The organism is Bradyrhizobium sp. CER78, assembly GCF_029846235.1.
GTDB lineage: Bacteria > Pseudomonadota > Alphaproteobacteria > Rhizobiales > Xanthobacteraceae > Bradyrhizobium.
This window is the reverse complement of the sequence record NZ_JARVWP010000010.1, coordinates 254,554-272,387: the sequence shown is the minus strand read 5'-3', so window position 1 is coordinate 272,387 and position 17,834 is coordinate 254,554. Positions and strand designations below refer to the sequence as shown.

18 protein-coding genes are annotated in these 17,834 nt (G+C 65.1%); 14 read left to right on the top strand and 4 right to left on the bottom strand.

Going from position 1 to position 17,834, the window contains the following annotated elements; all coding sequences use genetic code 11:
* The 3 genes from QDT69_RS23115 (at position 1) to QDT69_RS23105 (ending at position 2,334) form a co-directional block, all read left to right on the top strand.
* A complete protein-coding gene (locus QDT69_RS23115; RefSeq protein WP_279708777.1) occupies positions 1–735 on the top strand; it encodes a 3-oxoacyl-ACP reductase FabG in 735 nt (244 codons plus the stop codon).
* Positions 736–964: 229 nt separating this feature from the next.
* A complete protein-coding gene (gene trpS, locus QDT69_RS23110) occupies positions 965–2,002 on the top strand; it encodes a tryptophan--tRNA ligase (RefSeq protein ID WP_347952055.1) in 1,038 nt (345 codons plus the stop codon).
* A 32-nt stretch (positions 2,003–2,034) separates the two neighbouring features.
* Complete coding sequence (locus QDT69_RS23105; protein ID WP_279708775.1) at positions 2,035–2,334, top strand: hypothetical protein; 300 nt, start codon at positions 2,035–2,037, stop codon at positions 2,332–2,334.
* On the opposite strand, the gene QDT69_RS23100 is transcribed toward QDT69_RS23105, so the two are convergent.
* The 3 genes from QDT69_RS23100 to QDT69_RS23090 all read right to left on the bottom strand — a co-directional run bounded on the left by QDT69_RS23100 (position 2,335) and on the right by QDT69_RS23090 (position 4,655).
* Complete coding sequence (locus QDT69_RS23100; RefSeq protein WP_279708774.1) at positions 2,335–3,225, bottom strand: aldose 1-epimerase family protein; 891 nt, start codon at positions 3,223–3,225, stop codon at positions 2,335–2,337.
* 112 nt (positions 3,226–3,337) lie between these two features.
* Positions 3,338–4,105, bottom strand: a complete 768-nt coding sequence (locus tag QDT69_RS23095; RefSeq protein ID WP_050421595.1) for an enoyl-CoA hydratase-related protein — start codon at positions 4,103–4,105, stop codon at positions 3,338–3,340.
* A 115-nt stretch (positions 4,106–4,220) separates the two neighbouring features.
* Entirely contained in the window at positions 4,221–4,655 is a 435-nt protein-coding gene (locus tag QDT69_RS23090) for a MarR family transcriptional regulator (protein ID WP_279708773.1), read from the bottom strand.
* A 240-nt stretch (positions 4,656–4,895) separates the two neighbouring features.
* Here QDT69_RS23090 and QDT69_RS23085 point away from each other — a divergent pair, with 240 nt between their 5' ends.
* From QDT69_RS23085 to QDT69_RS23050, 8 genes are all read left to right on the top strand, one after another.
* The gene (locus QDT69_RS23085) at positions 4,896–5,795 is read left to right on the top strand and encodes a CHAD domain-containing protein (protein WP_279708772.1); all 900 of its coding nucleotides are present in this window, start codon (positions 4,896–4,898) and stop codon (positions 5,793–5,795) included.
* A 161-nt stretch (positions 5,796–5,956) separates the two neighbouring features.
* Positions 5,957–6,229, top strand: a complete 273-nt coding sequence (locus tag QDT69_RS23080; protein ID WP_050421592.1) for a helix-turn-helix transcriptional regulator — start codon at positions 5,957–5,959, stop codon at positions 6,227–6,229.
* Positions 6,229–8,241 carry a hydrogenase 4 subunit B gene (hyfB, locus tag QDT69_RS23075; protein ID WP_279708787.1) on the top strand — a complete coding sequence of 671 codons (2,013 nt, stop codon included), beginning with the start codon at positions 6,229–6,231 and terminating at the stop codon, positions 8,239–8,241. The genes QDT69_RS23080 and hyfB overlap by 1 nt, the downstream gene beginning before the upstream one ends.
* On the top strand, positions 8,232–9,188 hold the full coding sequence (locus QDT69_RS23070) for an NADH-quinone oxidoreductase subunit H (protein WP_279708771.1): 957 nt from the start codon (positions 8,232–8,234) through the stop codon (positions 9,186–9,188). The genes hyfB and QDT69_RS23070 overlap by 10 nt, the downstream gene beginning before the upstream one ends.
* Complete coding sequence (locus tag QDT69_RS23065) at positions 9,188–9,850, top strand: hydrogenase-4 component E (protein WP_021077468.1); 663 nt, start codon at positions 9,188–9,190, stop codon at positions 9,848–9,850. The genes QDT69_RS23070 and QDT69_RS23065 overlap by 1 nt, the downstream gene beginning before the upstream one ends.
* Positions 9,847–11,295, top strand: a complete 1,449-nt coding sequence (locus QDT69_RS23060) for a hydrogenase 4 subunit F (protein ID WP_279708769.1) — start codon at positions 9,847–9,849, stop codon at positions 11,293–11,295. Before QDT69_RS23065 ends, QDT69_RS23060 begins: the two co-directional genes overlap by 4 nt.
* Before the next feature lie 18 nt (positions 11,296–11,313).
* Positions 11,314–12,825 (top strand): hydrogenase expression protein HypE, encoded by a 1,512-nt coding sequence (locus QDT69_RS23055; protein ID WP_279708768.1) that lies wholly within the window; start codon positions 11,314–11,316, stop codon positions 12,823–12,825.
* Positions 12,826–12,837: 12 nt separating this feature from the next.
* Complete coding sequence (locus QDT69_RS23050; protein ID WP_279708767.1) at positions 12,838–13,371, top strand: NADH-quinone oxidoreductase subunit B family protein; 534 nt, start codon at positions 12,838–12,840, stop codon at positions 13,369–13,371.
* A gap of 20 nt (positions 13,372–13,391) precedes the next feature.
* Here the strand turns inward: QDT69_RS23050 and QDT69_RS23045 are convergent, their stop codons facing one another.
* On the bottom strand, positions 13,392–14,390 hold the full coding sequence (locus QDT69_RS23045; protein WP_279708766.1) for a LacI family DNA-binding transcriptional regulator: 999 nt from the start codon (positions 14,388–14,390) through the stop codon (positions 13,392–13,394).
* A 109-nt stretch (positions 14,391–14,499) separates the two neighbouring features.
* On the opposite strand from QDT69_RS23045, the gene QDT69_RS23040 reads away from it, so the two are divergent.
* The 3 genes from QDT69_RS23040 (at position 14,500) to QDT69_RS23030 (ending at position 17,657) form a co-directional block, all read left to right on the top strand.
* A complete protein-coding gene (locus QDT69_RS23040) occupies positions 14,500–15,372 on the top strand; it encodes a phytanoyl-CoA dioxygenase family protein (RefSeq protein WP_279708765.1) in 873 nt (290 codons plus the stop codon).
* 77 nt (positions 15,373–15,449) lie between these two features.
* A complete protein-coding gene (locus tag QDT69_RS23035) occupies positions 15,450–16,793 on the top strand; it encodes an MFS transporter (protein ID WP_279708764.1) in 1,344 nt (447 codons plus the stop codon).
* A 3-nt stretch (positions 16,794–16,796) separates the two neighbouring features.
* On the top strand, positions 16,797–17,657 hold the full coding sequence (locus QDT69_RS23030; RefSeq protein ID WP_279708763.1) for a sugar phosphate isomerase/epimerase: 861 nt from the start codon (positions 16,797–16,799) through the stop codon (positions 17,655–17,657).
* The last annotated feature ends 177 nt before the right edge of the window (positions 17,658–17,834 follow it).

Sequence of the window (17,834 nt, the reverse complement as noted above, 5' to 3'; positions counted from 1 at the left end):
ATGACAACAAACAGTCTGCACGGACATGTGGCCCTGGTGACCGGCGGCTCGCGCGGCATTGGTGCGGCCATCGTCAAGATGCTGGCGGACACCGGTGCCGCCGTCGCGATTAATTATCGCGAGCGCGCGGCCGAGGCGGAGACACTGGCGAAGGGTATTATTGCCGCCGGCGGCCGGGCCGTCGCGATTGCCGCGGACGTTTCGGAAGCGGCGGCCGTCACTGGCCTGGTCGAGCGCGCCAAGTCCGAGCTCGGCCCGGTCGACATCCTCGTCAACAATGCCGGGATCGCGATCGTTCGGGGTGTCGATGACATCACCGAAGAGGATTTCGACCGCACCATCACGGTCAACCTCAAATCGGCGTTTCTCTGCACGCAGGCGGTGCTGCCGATGATGCGCACCCGGAAATGGGGCCGCATCGTCAACATCTCCTCCGGCGCTGCGCGCGGCGGCGGCTCGATCGGCCCGCACTACAATGCATCCAAGGCGGCCATGGAGGGCATGACCCGCGGCTATGCCGCACGCCTCGTCAAGGAAGGCATCACCGTCAACGCGGTTGCGCCCTCGCTGATCGAGACCGACATGATGAAGGGACAGAGCGGCCTCGTCAGCCGGATCCCGATCGGCCGCTTCGGCACCGCCGAGGAGGTCGCGCAGGCCGTGATGCTGCTGGTCAACAATCCCTACATGACCGGACAGACCATCGCCATGAGCGGCGGCATGGCGTTCAACTAAAGCGTTTTCAAGCGAAATGGAGGCCGGTTCGCGTGAAGAAAACACGTCAAACAACAAGGCGCTCGGCTTGACCGTATCGCAGGTTTGCCCTACCGGTCACGGCATGAACCGCTCGATCCTCATCGCCAATCTCTGGTGGCTCGCCGACTGACAGGCGGGCCGAACGCGTTCATGCATTTTCGGGGCCGCCGCATCGGGCGGCCTTTTTATTTGGCATCATCCAGCCCGCATGCGGTGTCCCCATTCAACCGAATGGAGACCAACCGTGACCAAACCGATCATCCTGACTGGCGACCGCACCACCGGGCCGCTGCATCTCGGCCATTACGCCGGCTCGCTGCGCAGCCGCCTTCAGTTTCAGGACAGCCATGAGCAGTTCCTGCTGCTCGCCGACATGCAGGCGTTGACCGACAACGCGCACGATGTCGGCAAGGTCCGCTGCAACGTCATCGAGGTCGCGCTGGATTATCTCGCCGTCGGGATCGATCCCGAGCGAACGTCGATCTGCCTGCAATCGCAGCTTCCGGCGCTGGCGGAACTGTCGATGCTCTACCTCAACCTCGTCACCGTCGCGCGGCTCGAGCGCAACCCGACCATCAAGGACGAAATCCGTGCGCGCGGATTCGGCCGCGACATCCCGGCGGGCTTCCTGTGCTATCCGGTGGCGCAGGCCGCCGACATCACCGCGTTTCGGGCGACCGTCGTCCCGGTCGGCGAAGACCAGGCGCCGCTGATCGAGCAGACCAACGAGATCATCCGGCGGATCAACGCGCTCGCCGGCCGTTCGCTGTTGCCCGAGGCCGAGGCCATTATCCCGCGTGCGGGACGGCTGCCCGGCGTCGATGGACGCGCCAAGATGAGCAAATCAGCGGGCAACGCGATTGGGCTTTCGGCTTCGCCGGACGACATCTCGGCCGCGGTGCGCGCGATGTTCACCGATCCCGATCATCTGCGCGTCGCCGATCCCGGCAAGGTCGAGGGCAATGTCGTGTTCACCTATCTCGACGCGTTCGACGACGATCACGACGCCGTCGAGGAATTGAAGGCGCGCTATCGGCACGGCGGCCTTGGCGATACGACGGTGAAGCGGCGGCTGGAGGATATCCTGCAAGCCCTGATCGCACCGATCCGGACACGGCGTGCTGAGCTTGCGACCAATCGCGATCACATCGTCGACGTGATCAGGCGCGGAACCCTGAAAGCGCAGGAGATCACCGAGCGCACCAAGCGCGACGTCATGGCGGGGCTGGGCCTGTTCCAGCTCTGACCCCTGTCATCAAACCATGGCAGGAACTGTGCTTGGCTAAAGCAGTTGTCCGTTTTGAGCATGATCTTTTCGGAAAACCGCTTCGCACTTTTCCGGATCATGCTGCGGCGAAACCGGATTTGGAGCCTGTCGTGATCGATCCGAAAACGCTTCTCGAACGCGCCGCGCAGCTAGCCGATCAGGCCAAGGGCGAGGAAGACGCCGGCATCCGCGAGCGGTTGCTGCGCATGGCCGAGCACTACCGCGATCTCGCCGCGCATGAGGCGTGGGCGCACGAAAACCCGCCGTCGGTGGGCGCGCTCACGGGCGCGCTCGGCTCGCGTGCGCACTGATCAGCTCACGCGAATCCGATAGCTCAGGGATTTCCGGCTGCCCGGAGCGATGTGCATCAAGCCGGGCTTGTCGGCAAACTCGCCATCGAACTGCGCAGGGCTGGCAAAACCGTGCCATGGCTCGATGCAGAGAAACGGAGCCCCGCCAACCTTCGACCAGACGCCAAGCTCGCGGAAGCCGCGCCAGGAGATTTCGATCGCCGGGCCTTGCGTGGCTGCTGCCGGGCCCAGTGTCGCCGTGAAGAGGATCGATGCACTTGCAATCTGATCGAAGACCATCGCGTCGTCATCGAACAGCTCCTCCAACAGCGCAAGCGTTCTGCCCTTGACCGGATTGGGTTCAGGCTGCGGCCGCATCAATCCATCCTTCAACCGCCGGATCGGCGCGGGTTCAGTCTTGCCGAAGGTCAGCGTGTAAGCCTCCTTCGGAAGCCCCGGCACCAGCGGCCAATTGAACGCGGGATGACCGCCGAGCGAGGCGGGCAGCATCTCGTCGCCGCTGTTGATGATCTCGAAGCCGACCTCGAGATCGGCGCCATCAATGGCGTAGGTAACCTCTAGCCTGAACGCGAAAGGATAGCGCGCCCACGTTTCCGCATCGTCTGACAGCGCTAGCTTGCAGGATCGCGGCCCCTGCTCCAGCCAGGCAAAGCGATGGTCCCGCGCAAAGCCGTGCTGAGTCATCGGATAGGCTCTACCGTTGTGGAGAAGCGTGTCGTTTTTCAGCCGGCCGACGATCGGGAACAGGATCGGCGCATGGCGCGGCCATTGCGGACCGGCCTGCCACAACAGTTCCATGCCTTCGGCATTCCTGAGCGACGACAATTCGGCGCCGTGGGCCAGGATGGTTGCGGCGATTCCATCGCCGCGCAGCGTGTGACTGTCGCTCATGCCTCGCCTCGCCGGGTTGCGCTGTGCCCTGACACGAGATGTTCGATGCCGGCGAAGCCGTCAACCCCAAAGCGATGGGGCCGCCCGCGCGTGACGGCCCCAAGTCCCGAGCCTAGCCAGTGATCTTCGAGAAATCCGGCTGGCGCCGCTCGGCAAAGGCGGCGAAGGCCTCGCGCGCTTCGGCGCTCATCAGCCGCTCCTGGAAGATCTTGCCCTCGCGCGCCATTTGCGCGCTGATCCCAGCGGGATCGCGCATCAACGCCTTGGTGTGCTGGAGCGAGCCGAACGGCCGCTTGGCCAGTGCGTCGGCGGCAGCGCGGGCCTTGGCGCGGAGATCCGCGAGCGGCACCACGGCATTGGCGAGGCCGATGGAAACCGCAGTCTCCGCCTCGACGGGCTCGCCGAGCGCGAACATCGCATAGGCCCGCGCATAGCCGATGCGCTGCGGTAGCAGATAGGTCGAGGCCGCCTCCGGCACCAGCGCCAGGTTGACGAACGGCGTGATCAGCCGCGCGGTCGGCGCGAGATAGACGAGGTCGCAATGCAGCAGCATGGTGGTGCCGATGCCGACTGCATTGCCCTGCACGGCGGCAACCAACGGCCGCGTCGCCTTGGCAAGACAGCTAAGGAAGCGCGTCACATGACGCTCGCCCTGCACGCCGCGCGACACCGCCGCGAAATCGGCGAGATCGTTGCCTGCGGTGAAGCTGTCGCCGTCGCCCTGCAGCAGCACGGCGCGGATCGCGGAATCGCCTTCCGCGCGCTCGAGCGCGTCGGCCATCGCGCCATACATCGCGTTGGTGATCGCGTTCTTCTTGTCCGGACGCGCCATCGTCACGGTGAGAACGCCACCGTCCAGCGCTACGACCACGTCACTCATGTCTCACTCCTTTGATTGCTACTCGTACCCGCTTCGCTTGAAAACGCTCGAACTGGTCCTTCGATTTGAGCATGATCTTTTCGGAAAACCGCTTCGCACTTTTCCGGATCATGCTCTAGACGCCTTTGTCCTTCGGAAACTTGTCCTGCAGGCTGGTCAGCCAACGCGACACCACGTCGATCTCGGCTTCCGAGAACCCGTCCATCAGGCGGTTGTTGATCACCCTGGTGCGCGTCGCGGCGCGCTTGCCGAGTTCCTGCCCCGCCGCGGTCAGATGGAGTCGCTGGCTGCGCCCGTCCTCACCGTCGCGCCGTCGCTTCACAAGGCCCGCACGTTCCATCCGGTCGGCGAGCCCGGTCATCGCCGACGGCACGATGTCGAGCGCCTGCGAGACGTCGCCGATCAGCGCGCCGTCATTGCGGCCGAGGAAGAACAGCACACCCGCCTGCGCCGACGTCAGATCGTGCGCAGCCGTCTCCTGATCGATGGCGCGTTGCAGCCGCCGATAGGCCACGGTCAGGAGAAAGATCAGCCGGTGTTCCGCTTTCATCCCGTCGTTATATATTTCGTGCGCGAAATATCAAGATATTTCGTACGCGAAATATTTTGGATCGAGATTGACGGGAACGCGCCCTCTCGACCGGGTCGGATTGCGACATTTTGATCGCGCCGCCTGATCGCTGCACTGCCGGCCAGCAGAAAAGCCTTGATCGGCAACGATCAAACGGGAAATCTTCCGCCCGGGGAGCCCTGTCTTGCTTTGCGGCTTCGGCGGCACCACGGGAGTGTCATGACGTCAGCGGCCAGTCCGGACCGGGAGCGCGTTGCCCGCCCGAAGCGGCCGCGCCACCTCAGCCAGGCCATGCGTTGTGAGACCGCGTTTCGCCTGATCCTGTCGGAATGCCTCGAGGAAGTCGCGACCAATCACGAGGCCCTGAGCTCCGGCAATTCCGCCGCGCTGCACGGGACCCGGATCGCACTGACGCGGCTCAAGGCGGCGGTCGCCTTCTACGGCCCGATGGTGGCCGACAGCGAATGGACGCGACTGAAATCCGAGCTGAAATGGCTGGGCGCCCATCTCGGCGCAATGCGCGATCTCGACGTCGCGATCGCGAACAGCAAGGGCTTGCCTGAGGAGCGCATGCTCCAGACAGCGCGAACCGACGCGTTCGACGCCCTCAAGGAGGCGTTGCAAAGCGACCGTTATTGGCAATGGTTCGACGGCATGTGGGACTGGGTCGGCAGCGGCCCGTGGACCACGCGGCAGAGCCGCCGCGCCGCGCAGCGGCGGGCGGTACCGGTCGCGGTGTTTCACGCCCGCCGGCTGGCGCGGTGGCATGGCAAACTGTGCCACAGGAGCCGCGGGCTGCAAGGCATGGGCAAGAACAAGCGCCACCGCGTCCGGCTCGCCAGCAAGCGGCTGCGCTACGCCATCGAGTTCTCGGAGGGCGGCTTGCCTGCCGACGTCTACGCGTCCTGGCGGAACGTGCTGAAGCATTTGCGCAAGGGACAGCAGCTGCTCGGCGAGCTGAACGACGACGAGGTGCGCCGCGCGCTGCTCGAAAGTGCCGATGCCCTCGCGCAGCGTGCCCAGGAGCGCAAGGCCAAGCACCAGCGCGTGCACGAGCGGAAGCGCAAGAGCCAGCTGCTGCGCCGCGCCGCAGCCGTCTATCGAAAAATCTCCGACTGAGCACCCAACAGCGCTGCGTTGCCGGTACGCGGCATCGATCGCGCCGACAGCCCTTGCTCGTTATGATGTATAAAACATCATTTATTGGCCTTGTAACATCACTACTCAATATGCATAAATGACACTCAACTAGACCCGAATCCCAACCGACGGCCCGATCGATGATCACTGCAGCGCAGCTTCGGGCTGCAAGAGCCTTGCTTGGCATCGACCAGCGGCAGCTCGCCGAGTTGTCCGGGCTCTCCGTGCCGACCATCCAGCGCATGGAAGCGAGCGAGGGCACCATTCGAGGCAATGTCGACTCGCTCGTGAAACTGATCGACGCGCTCGGTGCGGCCGGCGTCGAGGTCATCAACGAGGGCGCCGTCAGCAGCGGCGGCGGCCGCGGCGTGCGATTGAAGGCCGGATCAGGCTCACCGAAGGTGCAGACGTGATCTCAACGGTCGCCCAGCAGCTCTGGTGTGTAGCCGCGCTGCTGGCGACGACCGTTCTCGCGATTGCCACGAGCCGATCACGCCGATCGACAGCCATCGTCTACGGCGCGACCTTTGCGATTTCGGCGATCGCGCTGGCCGGGGCATTGCTCTCGCTGATCGCCCACAGCAACGCGACGGAACTGATATTGCCGGTCGGCCTGCCTTGGCTGGGCTCGCATTTCCGGCTCGATGCGCTCGCCGCATTCTTTCTCGCGGTGGTCAATCTCGGCGGCGCGGCCGCAAGCCTGTATGGACTCGGCTACGGCAGCCACGAATCGACGCCGCATCGCGTCCTTCCGTTCTTTCCGGCGTTCCTCGCCGGGATGAACCTCGTTGTGCTTGCCGACGACGCGTTCACCTATCTGCTGTGCTGGGAATTCATGTCGCTCGCGTCGTGGGCGCTCGTGATGTCGCACCACCGTGAAGCAGACAATGCGCGGGCGGGCTACGTCTATCTCGTGATGGCAAGTTTCGGGACCCTGGCCCTGCTGCTTGCGTTTGGCCTGCTGTCGGGAGCCGGCGGCAGCTACAGTTTTGCGGCCATGCGCGGCATCCAGCACACGCCGTCCGAAGCCGCGCTGGTGCTTGCGCTGATGCTGCTCGGCGCCGGGTCGAAGGCCGGCCTGGTCCCGCTGCATGTGTGGCTGCCGCTCGCTCACCCCGCGGCCCCGAGCCATGTCTCGGCGCTGATGAGCGGCGTGATGACGAAGGTTGCGGTCTACGGGTTCATCCGCGTCGTGTTCGATCTGCTCGGACCGCCAAGCTGGTCGGCGGGTGTCGTCGTTCTCATTCTCGGCGGAGTGACCGCCGTGATGGGGATCCTTTATGCGCTGATGGAGAAGGATCTCAAGCGCCTGCTCGCCTACAGCACGATCGAGAATATCGGCGTCGTGTTCGCGAGCCTCGGCCTCGCATTGGCGTTTCAGGCGAACGGCTACGGCCTGGCGGCAGCGCTCGCCTTCACAGCCGCACTGTTCCATGTCCTCAACCATTCGTTCTTCAAGAGCCTGCTGTTCTTCGGCGCGGGTGCAGTGCTGACGTCGACCGGCGAACGCGACATGGAGAGACTGGGCGGCCTGATCCACCGCATGCCGCTTACGAGCTTCGTCTTTCTCGTCGGCTGCGTTGCGATATCGGCGCTTCCGCCGTTCAACGGGTTCGTATCGGAATGGCTGATGTTTCAGGCGGTCCTGCAGAGCCCCGATCTGCCACAATGGATGCTGAAGATCATGGTGCCCGCAGTCGGCGCATTGCTGGCGCTGGCGGCAGCACTCGCGGCCGCATGCTTCGTCAAGGCCTTCGGGATCACCTTCCTTGGCCGCGCGCGAAGTCCGGCCGCTGAGGCCGCCGGCGAGGTCGATCGCTATTGCCTCGCCGCGATGATTGGCCTTGCCGCGCTGTGCTTCCTTGCCGGAATTCTGCCGGGCCTGGTGATCGACGCGCTCTCGCCCGTCGCAATGGCGGTGATCGGCCACCGCATGCCGGTACAGGCGAGCGACGCCTGGCTTTCGATCGTTCCGATCGAGGAGAGCCGCAGCTCCTACAACGGATTGCTCGTCTTCATCTTCATCACGGCTGCGGCATCGCTTGCCGTGTATTTCATCCATCGCTTTGCATCGCGCGCGATCAGGCGCGGGCCCGCCTGGGGTTGCGGCTTCACCGATCCGGCTCCGGCGGCGCAATATTCCGGAGTAAGCTTCGTACAGCCGATCCGCCGCGTGTTCGGCACGTTGATCTTCCAGGCCAGCGAACACGTCGACATGCCGCCGCCGGGTGACCTGCGGCCAGCCCGCCTCAGGATCGACATGCACGATCCGGTCTGGGAGCGGCTCTATACGCCGGTGACTGAAACGGTGTGGTTCTTTGCCGATCGGCTGAACCAGCTCCAGTTCCTCACCATCCGCCGCTATCTCAGCCTGGTCTTCGCAACCCTCGTCACATTGCTGCTGGCGCTCGCGATATGGTCGTGATCTCGGACATCCTCGTTCAACTGGGCCAGATGACGCTTGTTCTGCTGCTCGCGCCGCTCCTGACCGGCGTCGTGCGCAAGATGAAGGCTCGCCTACTACGCCGCAAAGGACCATCGATCCTCCAGCCGTACCGCGATCTGCTGCGGCTGCTCCGCAAGGAAGTCGTGCTCGCCGAAAACGCGTCCTGGCTGTTCCGCGTCACGCCCTACATCACGTTCGCCGCGATCTGGGTCGCCGCGGCACTGGTCCCGACATTTGCCACCGGCCTTGAGTTCAACTGGAGCGCCGACCTGATCGCGATCGTCGCCTTGCTCGGCAGCGCGCGCTTCTTCCTCGCGCTTGCCGGCATGGATGTCGGCACCAGCTTCGGCGGCATCGGCTCCAGCCGCGAGGTGATGATCGCCGCTTTGGCCGAACCGGCCATGCTGTTGATGGTGTTCTGCGTCGCGCTGATTGCCGGCTCGACCCAGCTGTCGACGGTCGCGACCTTCATGGCGTCATCTGAAGTGGGCCTGCGCGTCTCGCTCGGCATGGCGATGATCGCCCTCATCATGGTGGCGCTCGCCGAAAACGCCCGCATTCCGATCGACAACCCGGCGACGCATCTGGAGCTGACCATGGTGCACGAGGCGATGATCCTGGAATATTCCGGACGCCATCTTGCCATGATCGAGTTCGGCGCCTTTCTCAAGCTCCAGCTCTACGTCTCCCTGATCATCTGCGTGTTCTTTCCCTGGCAGATCACCACCGAAGGAGCGGGCCCGCTGTCGTACCTCGTGAGCGTCGCCGCCTACATCCTCAAGCTCGTGATCGCAAGCTTCCTTCTTGCGGTGTTCGAGACCGCGACGGCGAAGGTGCGGGTTTTCCGTGTTCCCGAGTTCCTCGGCGCCGCCCTCATGCTCGGCCTGCTCGGTACGCTTCTCCGGTTCGTGTCGCGGGGCTTCTGATGCACAACCTCGCCTTCGACATTGCCCATCTGCTCGCCGGCGGGCTCGTGCTGATCAGCTTCATGATGCTGTATCAGGATCGCCTGTATGCGTTGCTGAACATCTTCGCGGCCCATGCCGTGGTGCTCGCGCTCTCCGTCGCCTGGCAGGCATTCATCCAGAACGCACCGCATCTCTACGTGACCGCGGTCATCGCGCTGGTGTTCAAGGCGATCATCATCCCGGTGGCGCTGCATCGGATCGTCAAGCAGCTCGGCATCCATCGCGATATCGAGACCGCAGTGGGTATCGGCCCGACCATGCTGGCCGGCATGGGGCTGGTCGCCCTCTCGATGGTGCTGATGCTGCGGGTGACCGGCGCGGCCGATCCGCTGGCGAGGGAAGACCTCGCCTTCGCGCTGTCGGTGGTGCTGCTGGGACTGCTCGTCATGGTGACGCGGCGCAACGCCGTCAGCCAGGTCGTCGGCTTCATGTCGCTGGAAAACGGATTGGTGCTGGCCGCGACCGGCGCCAAGGGAATGCCGCTGGTCGTGGAGATCAGCGTGGCCTTCTCGATCCTGATCGCGTTCATCGTCATCGGCGTGTTCCTGTTCCGGATCCGGGAGCGCTTCGACACCGTCGATGTCGGCGCGCTCGATGAGTTCAGAGGGGAGCGGCGATGAACGCGGCGTCGGATGCCGTTGCCTGGATTCTCTTGATACCGATCTGCGCCGCAGCGGTGCTGGCGGCGCTGCCCGGCTATCGGCTGACCGCGGGGCTCAATATCCTGGCCAGCTTCAGCACCTTCCTGGCCGCGCTTTCGCTGCTCGTCATCGCCCGCCCGCAACCCGGCCAGTATCTGCTGGTCGACGATCTCAACATCGTCTTCATCGTGCTCAACACTTTCGTCGGGCTAACCACGAGCGTGTTCAGCGCGAGCTACATTGCCCATGAACTCGAGACCGGGAGGCTGACGCCGCGTTATCTGCGATTTTACCATGCCATGTATCAGGTCATGATGTTCGGCATGAACCTCGCATTCGTGTCGAACAATATCGGGCTGATGTGGGTCGCGATCGAGATCGCCACGCTCACCACCGTCTTGATGGTCGGCATCTACCGGACCCACGCGGCGCTGGAGGCCGCGTGGAAGTATTTCATCCTCGGCAGCGTCGGCATCGCGCTCGCACTGTTTGGTACCATCCTGGTCTACATGGCCGCGCTGCCGGTCACCGGCGAGGGTCAGGACGCGATGGTCTGGACGGTGTTGGTCAGCCGCGCCGCGGCATTCGATCCGGCATTGCTCAACGTCGCCTTCATCTTCCTGCTGCTCGGATACGGAACGAAGGTCGGCCTCGCGCCGCTGCACGCCTGGCTGCCGGATGCGCATGCCGAGGGCCCAACCCCGATCTCCGCCGTGCTCTCCGGCCTGCTGCTCAACGTTGCGCTCTACGCGGTGCTCCGCTTCAAGATCCTGCTTGCCGCCAATCCGGACGCAATTTCACCTGGTCCGCTGATGGTGACGATGGGGCTGACCTCGCTGCTGTTCGCGGCCTTTATGCTCTACCGCCGCCGCGACATCAAACGGCTGTTCGCCTATTCCTCGATCGAGCATATGGGCATCATCGTGTTTGCGTTCGGGATGGGCGGCCCGCTCGCCAACTTCGCCGGCCTGCTGCACATGGTGATGCACAGCCTGACCAAGTCGGGGATCTTCTACGCGGTCGGCCACATTGCCCAGGTGAAGGGCACGCAGCGGATCGCCAATATTCGCGGCCTGACTGAAACCCATCCCGCGCTCGGCTGGGGCCTTGTGATCGGCGTGGTCGCAATCGCCGGTCTGCCGCCGCTCGGCATCTTCATGAGCGAGTTTCTCATCGTCAGCTCGACCTTCGCGCGCCAGCCGCTGCTCGCGATCCCGCTGGTCTTCGGCCTGCTGCTCGCCTTCGGCGCGCTCGTGCTGCGCTTGACGAGCCTCGCGTTCGGCGAGCCGCGCGGCAGTGCGGCGCCGGCGGAGGCGTCCTATTTGCCGATGTTCGCGCATTTCGCGCTGGTGCTGACTGCGGGCATCTATCTTCCGGGACCGCTCGTCGTCTGGTTCCAGCACGTCGCCAACCTCCTGGGCTAGCGCGAGGGAGAACGAGACATGCCGGCATTGATCGATCTTATCCGGGCAGGCCGCAGGGTTGAACGGCACAGCCCATGGCCGCGCGTCAGCGTGGACAGCGGCACCTGGCGCTCCGCCGCCGGCGCCCTTGCGGATGGCAGCCTGAGCTTGCTCGGACTCTGGGGCGAGCCGTCGCGCGTGCATATGGCGCTGCTTGACAACAGCACATCCAATATTGGTGTGATCAGTCTCGACTGCCGCGATCGCCGCTACGCTTCCGTCGCCGCCCGCCATCGCCCGGCGCTTCGACCGGAGCGCACCATCCACGACCTGTTCGGACTCGTGGCCATCGAGACGCCGGACAGCCGCCCCTGGCTCGATCATGGTCGCTGGCAAATGCTGGCACCGCTGGGCGAACGTCTCGACGCGGCACCGGATGCAGCGCCTTATCCGTTCCTTTCGGCCGAGGGTGACAGCCTGCACCAAATTCCGGTCGGCCCCGTACATGCCGGCATTATCGAACCCGGACATTTCCGCTTCACCGCCAGTGGCGAGACCGTGGTTCGCCTCGAGCAGCGGCTCGGCTACACGCATAAGGGCGTCGAAGGGTTGATGGCGGGAAGCACTGTCGAGCAGGCCGCGCGGCTCGCCGGCCGGGTGTCCGGCGACAGTACGGTTGCCTATGGACTGGCGTTCGCGCAAGCCGTCGAGGCCGCGCAGCAGATTGCCGTGCCGCCGCGCGCGGTGTTGCTGCGCGCGCTGATGGCCGAGCTCGAGCGGCTGGCCAACCATCTCGGCGACATCGGCGCGATCTGCAACGACGCGTCGTTCGCGCTGATGCACGCGCATTGCGGCGTGCTGCGCGAACAGGTGCTGCGCGCGGCTGATACGGCCTTCGGCCACCGCCTGATGCGCGACATCGTCGTTCCCGGCGGCTTGGCGCGCGACATCGCCGGCGATGGACCGACTGCAATCCGGGCCGCGCTCGAGCAGATCCGCCGGCATTTTCCGTCGCTGGTCGAGCTCTATGACAACACGGCATCGTTGCAGGACCGAACCGTCGGCACCGGCATCGTCACCGTGGCACTCGCACGCCAATTCGCCGCCGGCGGCTATGTCGGACGCGCCAGTGGCCGCACCTACGATGCCCGCCGCAGCCCCGGCTATCACCCCTATGACGGCCTGCGCTTCGATGTGCCGGTTCTCAGCGACGGCGACGTGAACGCCCGCGTCTGGATCCGGATCCGCGAGGTCGAGCAGAGCCTGTCGCTGGCAGGCCAGATCCTCGATGCTCTCGAGGCCGGCCCAATCAAGGTGCCATTGCAGATTGCGCCGGAGCCTTGCGAAGGCATCGCGCTCGTCGAAGGTTTCCGGGGCGACATCCTGGCATGGCTGCGCCTGAGCGATGGCCGGATCGAACGATGTCATCTGCGCGATCCGTCGTGGTTTCAATGGCCCCTGCTCGAGGCGGCCATCGAAGGCAACATCGTGGCGGACTTCCCGCTGTGCAACAAGTCGTTCAACTGCTCCTATTCAGGGCACGACCTCTGAGGACCGGACGCGATGCGCAAACTTCTGCTTCAGAGTCTGTTTCGCCAACCATTGACCGAGCAGGCGCCGCGTCCGGACGACGCCGCGATCGCGGAGCTCGCGGCCACGGTCGGCCGCACCGCAAGGCGTCGCCTCGGCCGCAGCCTGTCGATCCGCGAGGTCGATGCCGGCTCGTGCAACGGATGCGAGCTGGAAATTCATGCGCTGAGCAATCCGTATTATGACGTCGAGCGATTTGGAATCCGGTTTGTCGCGTCACCCCGTCACGCCGACGTCCTGCTCGTCACAGGTCCGGTGACGAAGAACATGCGCGAGGCACTGGAACGGACCTACAATGCAACGCCCGATCCGAAATGGGTTGTCGCTGCGGGCGATTGCGCGAGGGACGGCGGATGCTTTGCCGGCAGCTACGCGGTGGTGGGCGGGGTTTCCGCAATTGTCCCGGTCGATCTCCACATTCCGGGATGTCCTCCACCTCCGATGACGATCCTGCGTGGCCTTCTCAGCTTGCTCGAGGAGGTGGACTCCGGCGGCGCGGCGCGGTGAGGGATTGCGCTTTTAATGCTTTAGCCGCTATCGCGCAGCACCAGCTCGAAGCCGAGATCGATGCGGCGCTCGCCGCCGCGCTCCAGCGTCAAGGTTGCCGCGGTACGGCCGATCGCATCGCCATGCACGCTGATCGTGCTCAATGTCGGCGAGATCAGTCGGCCCATTTCGAGATCGCCGAGGCCGATCACCGCAACCGGTTGCGCCGATGCGGGCCCGTCGCGCAGCAGCCCGGCCTTGCGCAACCCAAACATGAAACCGATCGCATGCGCGTCGTTGGCGGCGAACACCGCGTCGACATCAGGCAGGCGCGCATGCGCTGCCACGCTGCCGGAGTCCTTGCGGTCCAGGATCAATCGGCGCGGCTCGGCGAGACCGCTGGCCAGCGCCTCGTCCCTAAAGCCGAACCAGCGGCGCGTGCCGCGCGGATCGTCGCCGCCGATGAAGGCGAGTTGCTTGCGCCCTTGCGCAACCAGATGCTTCGCGACGGCGACACCGGCCTTGTAATTGTCGAAGCCCGCGACCGCGTCGATCGGGTTTGCCGGCAGATCCCAGGTCTCGACGATCGGGATCCGCGCGTTGCGCAGCAGCCGGGTGCCCTCCTCGGTTGCCGGCGAACCGACCATGATGATCGCCTCCGGCCGCCGCGACAGCAGCGCCGCCAGCATGCGGTCCTCGCGCGAGGCGTCATAGCGCGACTGCGCCAGGATCACAGAGAAGCCGAGCGGCTCGAGCTTGTCGGACAGGCCCTGCACGGTGTCGGCAAAGATCGAGTTGGCGATGGTCGGCACCAAGACGCCGACCGAATTGGTCCGCGCGCTCGCCAGCGCGCCTGCCACCAGGTTCGGGATATAGCCGAGGTCGCGCATCGCCTGTTCGACCCGCGCCCGGGTCTCGGGGGCGACCAGGTCGGGCATCCGCACCACCCGGCTCACCGTGATCGAGGAGACGCCGGCGCGCTTGGCCACCTCTGAAAGGGTGGGCGCGGCACCGGTCGGGCCGGTCCCGGGTTCGGTCACTTCGGAGCTCATGGCCCGACCCTGCACGATTCCGGGTTGCCAAGCCACGATGTTAGCGCTAGCATCGCCTCATGTTAGCGCTAACATGAAACAAAAAGGGAGAAACGGTATGATTTCGGACGAGCAGATCCAGGCTTACAAACGCGACGGGGTGATCGTGGTCCCCGAGGTGCTCAACCAGGAGACCCTGGGGAAAGTGCGCACGGTGCTCGCGGAGTTGGTCGCCGGAGCCGCCGCCGTGACCGAGCACACCGATGTCTACGACCTCGAGCCCGGCCATACGCCGGAGACCCCGCGCGTCCGCCGCATCAAGGCGCCGCACAAGGTGCACCCGATCTTCGACGAGATCGTCCGCAGCCCCGCCGTGATCTCGATCCTGACCAGACTGATCGGCCCCGGCCTCCGCCTGCACGGCTCCAAGCTCAACATGAAGTCGGCGCAATACGGCTCGCCGGTCGAGTGGCACCAGGACTGGGCGTTCTATCCGCACACCAATGACGACATCCTCGCGATCGGCGTACTGCTCGACGATTGCGATATCGAGAACGGCCCGATGCTGGTGACGCCAGGCACGCACACCGGCGCCACGATGTGGGATCATCACGGCGAGGACGGCCACTTCGCCGGCCTGATCGATCCGGACCAGATCCAGGACGACATCAAGCGCGCGGTGCCCTGCATGGGCAAGGCCGGCAGCATGTCATTCCACCACGTCCGCGCGCTGCACGGCTCGGCGACCAACACATCAAACCGGCCGCGCAACCTGCTGCTCTATGAAGTCGCCGCCAGCGACGCCTGGCCGCTGATGGGCGTGAAGGACTTTGACGAATTCAACAGCCGCCTGCTGGCGGGCCCGCCGGTGGTCGCACCGCGGCTCGCCGACGTGCCGGTGCGGATGCCGCTGCCGCCGGCCAAGCGGCAGGGATCGATCTACGAGACCCAGTCGGCCTCGAAGAAATCCTACTTCACGCGCGCTGCCTGAAACGACGACAATGCCCGCGGCCACGCCGCGGGCATTGCTGCTTTCAAACCATAAAAACCAAAACAACGGGGAAACGAATGACCAAGATGGCAGATGGCGCCAGCCAATCGCGCCTGCGTGTGATTCTCGCAGCCAGCATCGGCTCCGCGCTCGAATGGTACGACTTCTTCCTCTACGGCACCGCAGCCGCGCTGGTGTTCGGCGAGTTGTTCTTTCCAAAGAGCGATCCTGTTGTCGGCACACTGCTGTCGTTCCTGACCTTCGGCGTCGGCTTCGTGGTGCGGCCGTTCGGCGGCCTTCTGTTCGGCATCCTCGGCGATCGCTATGGCCGCAAGCCGGTGCTGGTCGCAACGCTGCTGATGATCGGCATCGGCACCACCGCGATCGGCTTGCTGCCGACCTACTCGCAGATCGGCATCTGGGCGCCGTTGCTGCTGGTCGCAATGCGCGTGATCCAGGGTCTTGGCGCCGGCGCAGAATATGGCGGCGCGGTGATCTATCTGGTCGAGAACGCGCCGCCGAAGCATCGCGGCTTCTGGGGCGGCTTCGCGCCGCTCGGCGTTTCCGTCGGCAATCTGCTCGCCGCCGGCGCCTTCGCGCTGGTGACCATGCTGCCGCGCGAGCAGCTGATGAGCTGGGGTTGGCGCCTGCCCTTCCTGGCAAGCTTCCTGCTGATCGTCGTCGGCATCTTCGTCCGCATGCGCATCACCGAAACGCCTGTTTATACCGAGGCGGTGGTTGCGCGCGGCAAGGTCGAGAGCAATCCGGCCATGGAGGCGTTGCGCCAGCACCCGCGCAACTTCTTCGTCGTGCTCGGCGCCCGGATGGCCGAAAACGGGCTCGGCTATTTCTTCCCGGTGTTTGGGCTGAGCTACGTCATCACGACACTTGGTGTGCCGAAAGCGGAGGCGCTCAGCGCGCTGATGCTGGCCTTCACGGTCGAGCTGTTCGCGATCCTCGGCTTTGCTGCTTTGTCTGATCGAATCGGAAGGCGGCCGGTCTACATGTTCGGCGCGCTGGCCGGCGTCGCGCTCGCCTTCCCGTTCTTCTGGATGGTCGGCACCAAGGAGTGGGTCATGATCGCGCTCGCCTTCATCCTGGCCCGCGCCGTGGTGACGGCGGCAATGTTCGGGCCGCAGGCGGCGTATTTCGCCGAGCTGTTCCCGCCGCAGCGCCGCTTCGCCGGTTTCGCCTTCGCCCGCGAGCTCGGCTCGCTGCTGTCGGGCGGCCCGGCGCCGTTCGTCGCCACCGCGCTGGTGGCGGCTTACGGCACCTGGTGGCCGGTCGCCTGCTACGCGATGTTCCTGTCGGCCTGCACGGTGGTTGCGATCTGGATCGGGCCGGAGACCTATCAGGAAGACATCGCGGTTGACGCGAGCGAACACGCCGAGCTGCCCACAGCGATCCCGGCACGGGCCTGATCGGTGGCGCAGCAGCTGCGTGTCCTGCAGTCGCTCTGGGCGATGGAGCGGCGGCTAGCCGACGGGGACGAGTGGCCGCTGCAAACCCAGCTCGCAATGATCCGCGATGCCGGGTTTGACGGCGCCGGCGTGCGCTTCATCGATCCTGCCTTCGCGCGCGAGGTGACGAGCTTCCTGCGCGCGCACGGCATGATCTGGCAGGCGCAATGCTATCCGAAGAGCGTCGACGATCTGAAGCCGGTGCTCGAGCTGGTGGCGCAGCTCGGCGCCGATCACGTCAATCTGCAACCGGACATTCGTCCGCGCCGGCTAACGGATTGCATTCCCCTGCTTGAAGGCTGGCGGCGGCTGGCCACCCAGGCGGGCGTCGCCGTGCATGTCGAGACCCACCGCGACCGCATGACAACCGACCTGTTCTTCATGCTCGATTTGCTCGACTGCTTTCCAGATCTGCGGCTGACCGCCGATCTCTCGCACTATCTGGTCGGCCGCGAATTCGCCTGGCCGGTCGACGATGTCAATCATGCGATGATCCATCGCGTCCTCGACCGTGCCTGGGGCATCCATGGCCGCATCGCGAGCCGCGAGCAGGTGCAGATCTCGCTCGGCTTCCCGCAGCACCAGGGCTGGGTGTCGCTATTCATGGACTGGTGGGAGTACGGCATCCGCTCCTGGCGGAGGCGCGCCGGGCCCGACGCGACCCTGACCTTCCTGTGCGAGCTTGGGCCCTCGCCCTATGCCATCACCGGGGCCGACGGCAGGGAATTGTCCGACCGCTGGCAGGACGCGCTGGTCATGAAAGACATGATCCGCGCGCTGTGGGACCGCATCGTGAGCGAGCCGCAAGGCCCGCTCCCGCGTTGATTCAAGCAGGCGGCAGCGGCATTCTGAATTGACAAGCAGTTCAGATCAACGCGAGCATCCGTGCGCAACCATCAACGAGCTGGCTCACTTCGACGCCTCACACGCATCGCCATCCCGGCGATTTCCGTCCTGGTCTGCACGAAGGCGATCGCGGTAGACCTGACGCTTGATGTCGCG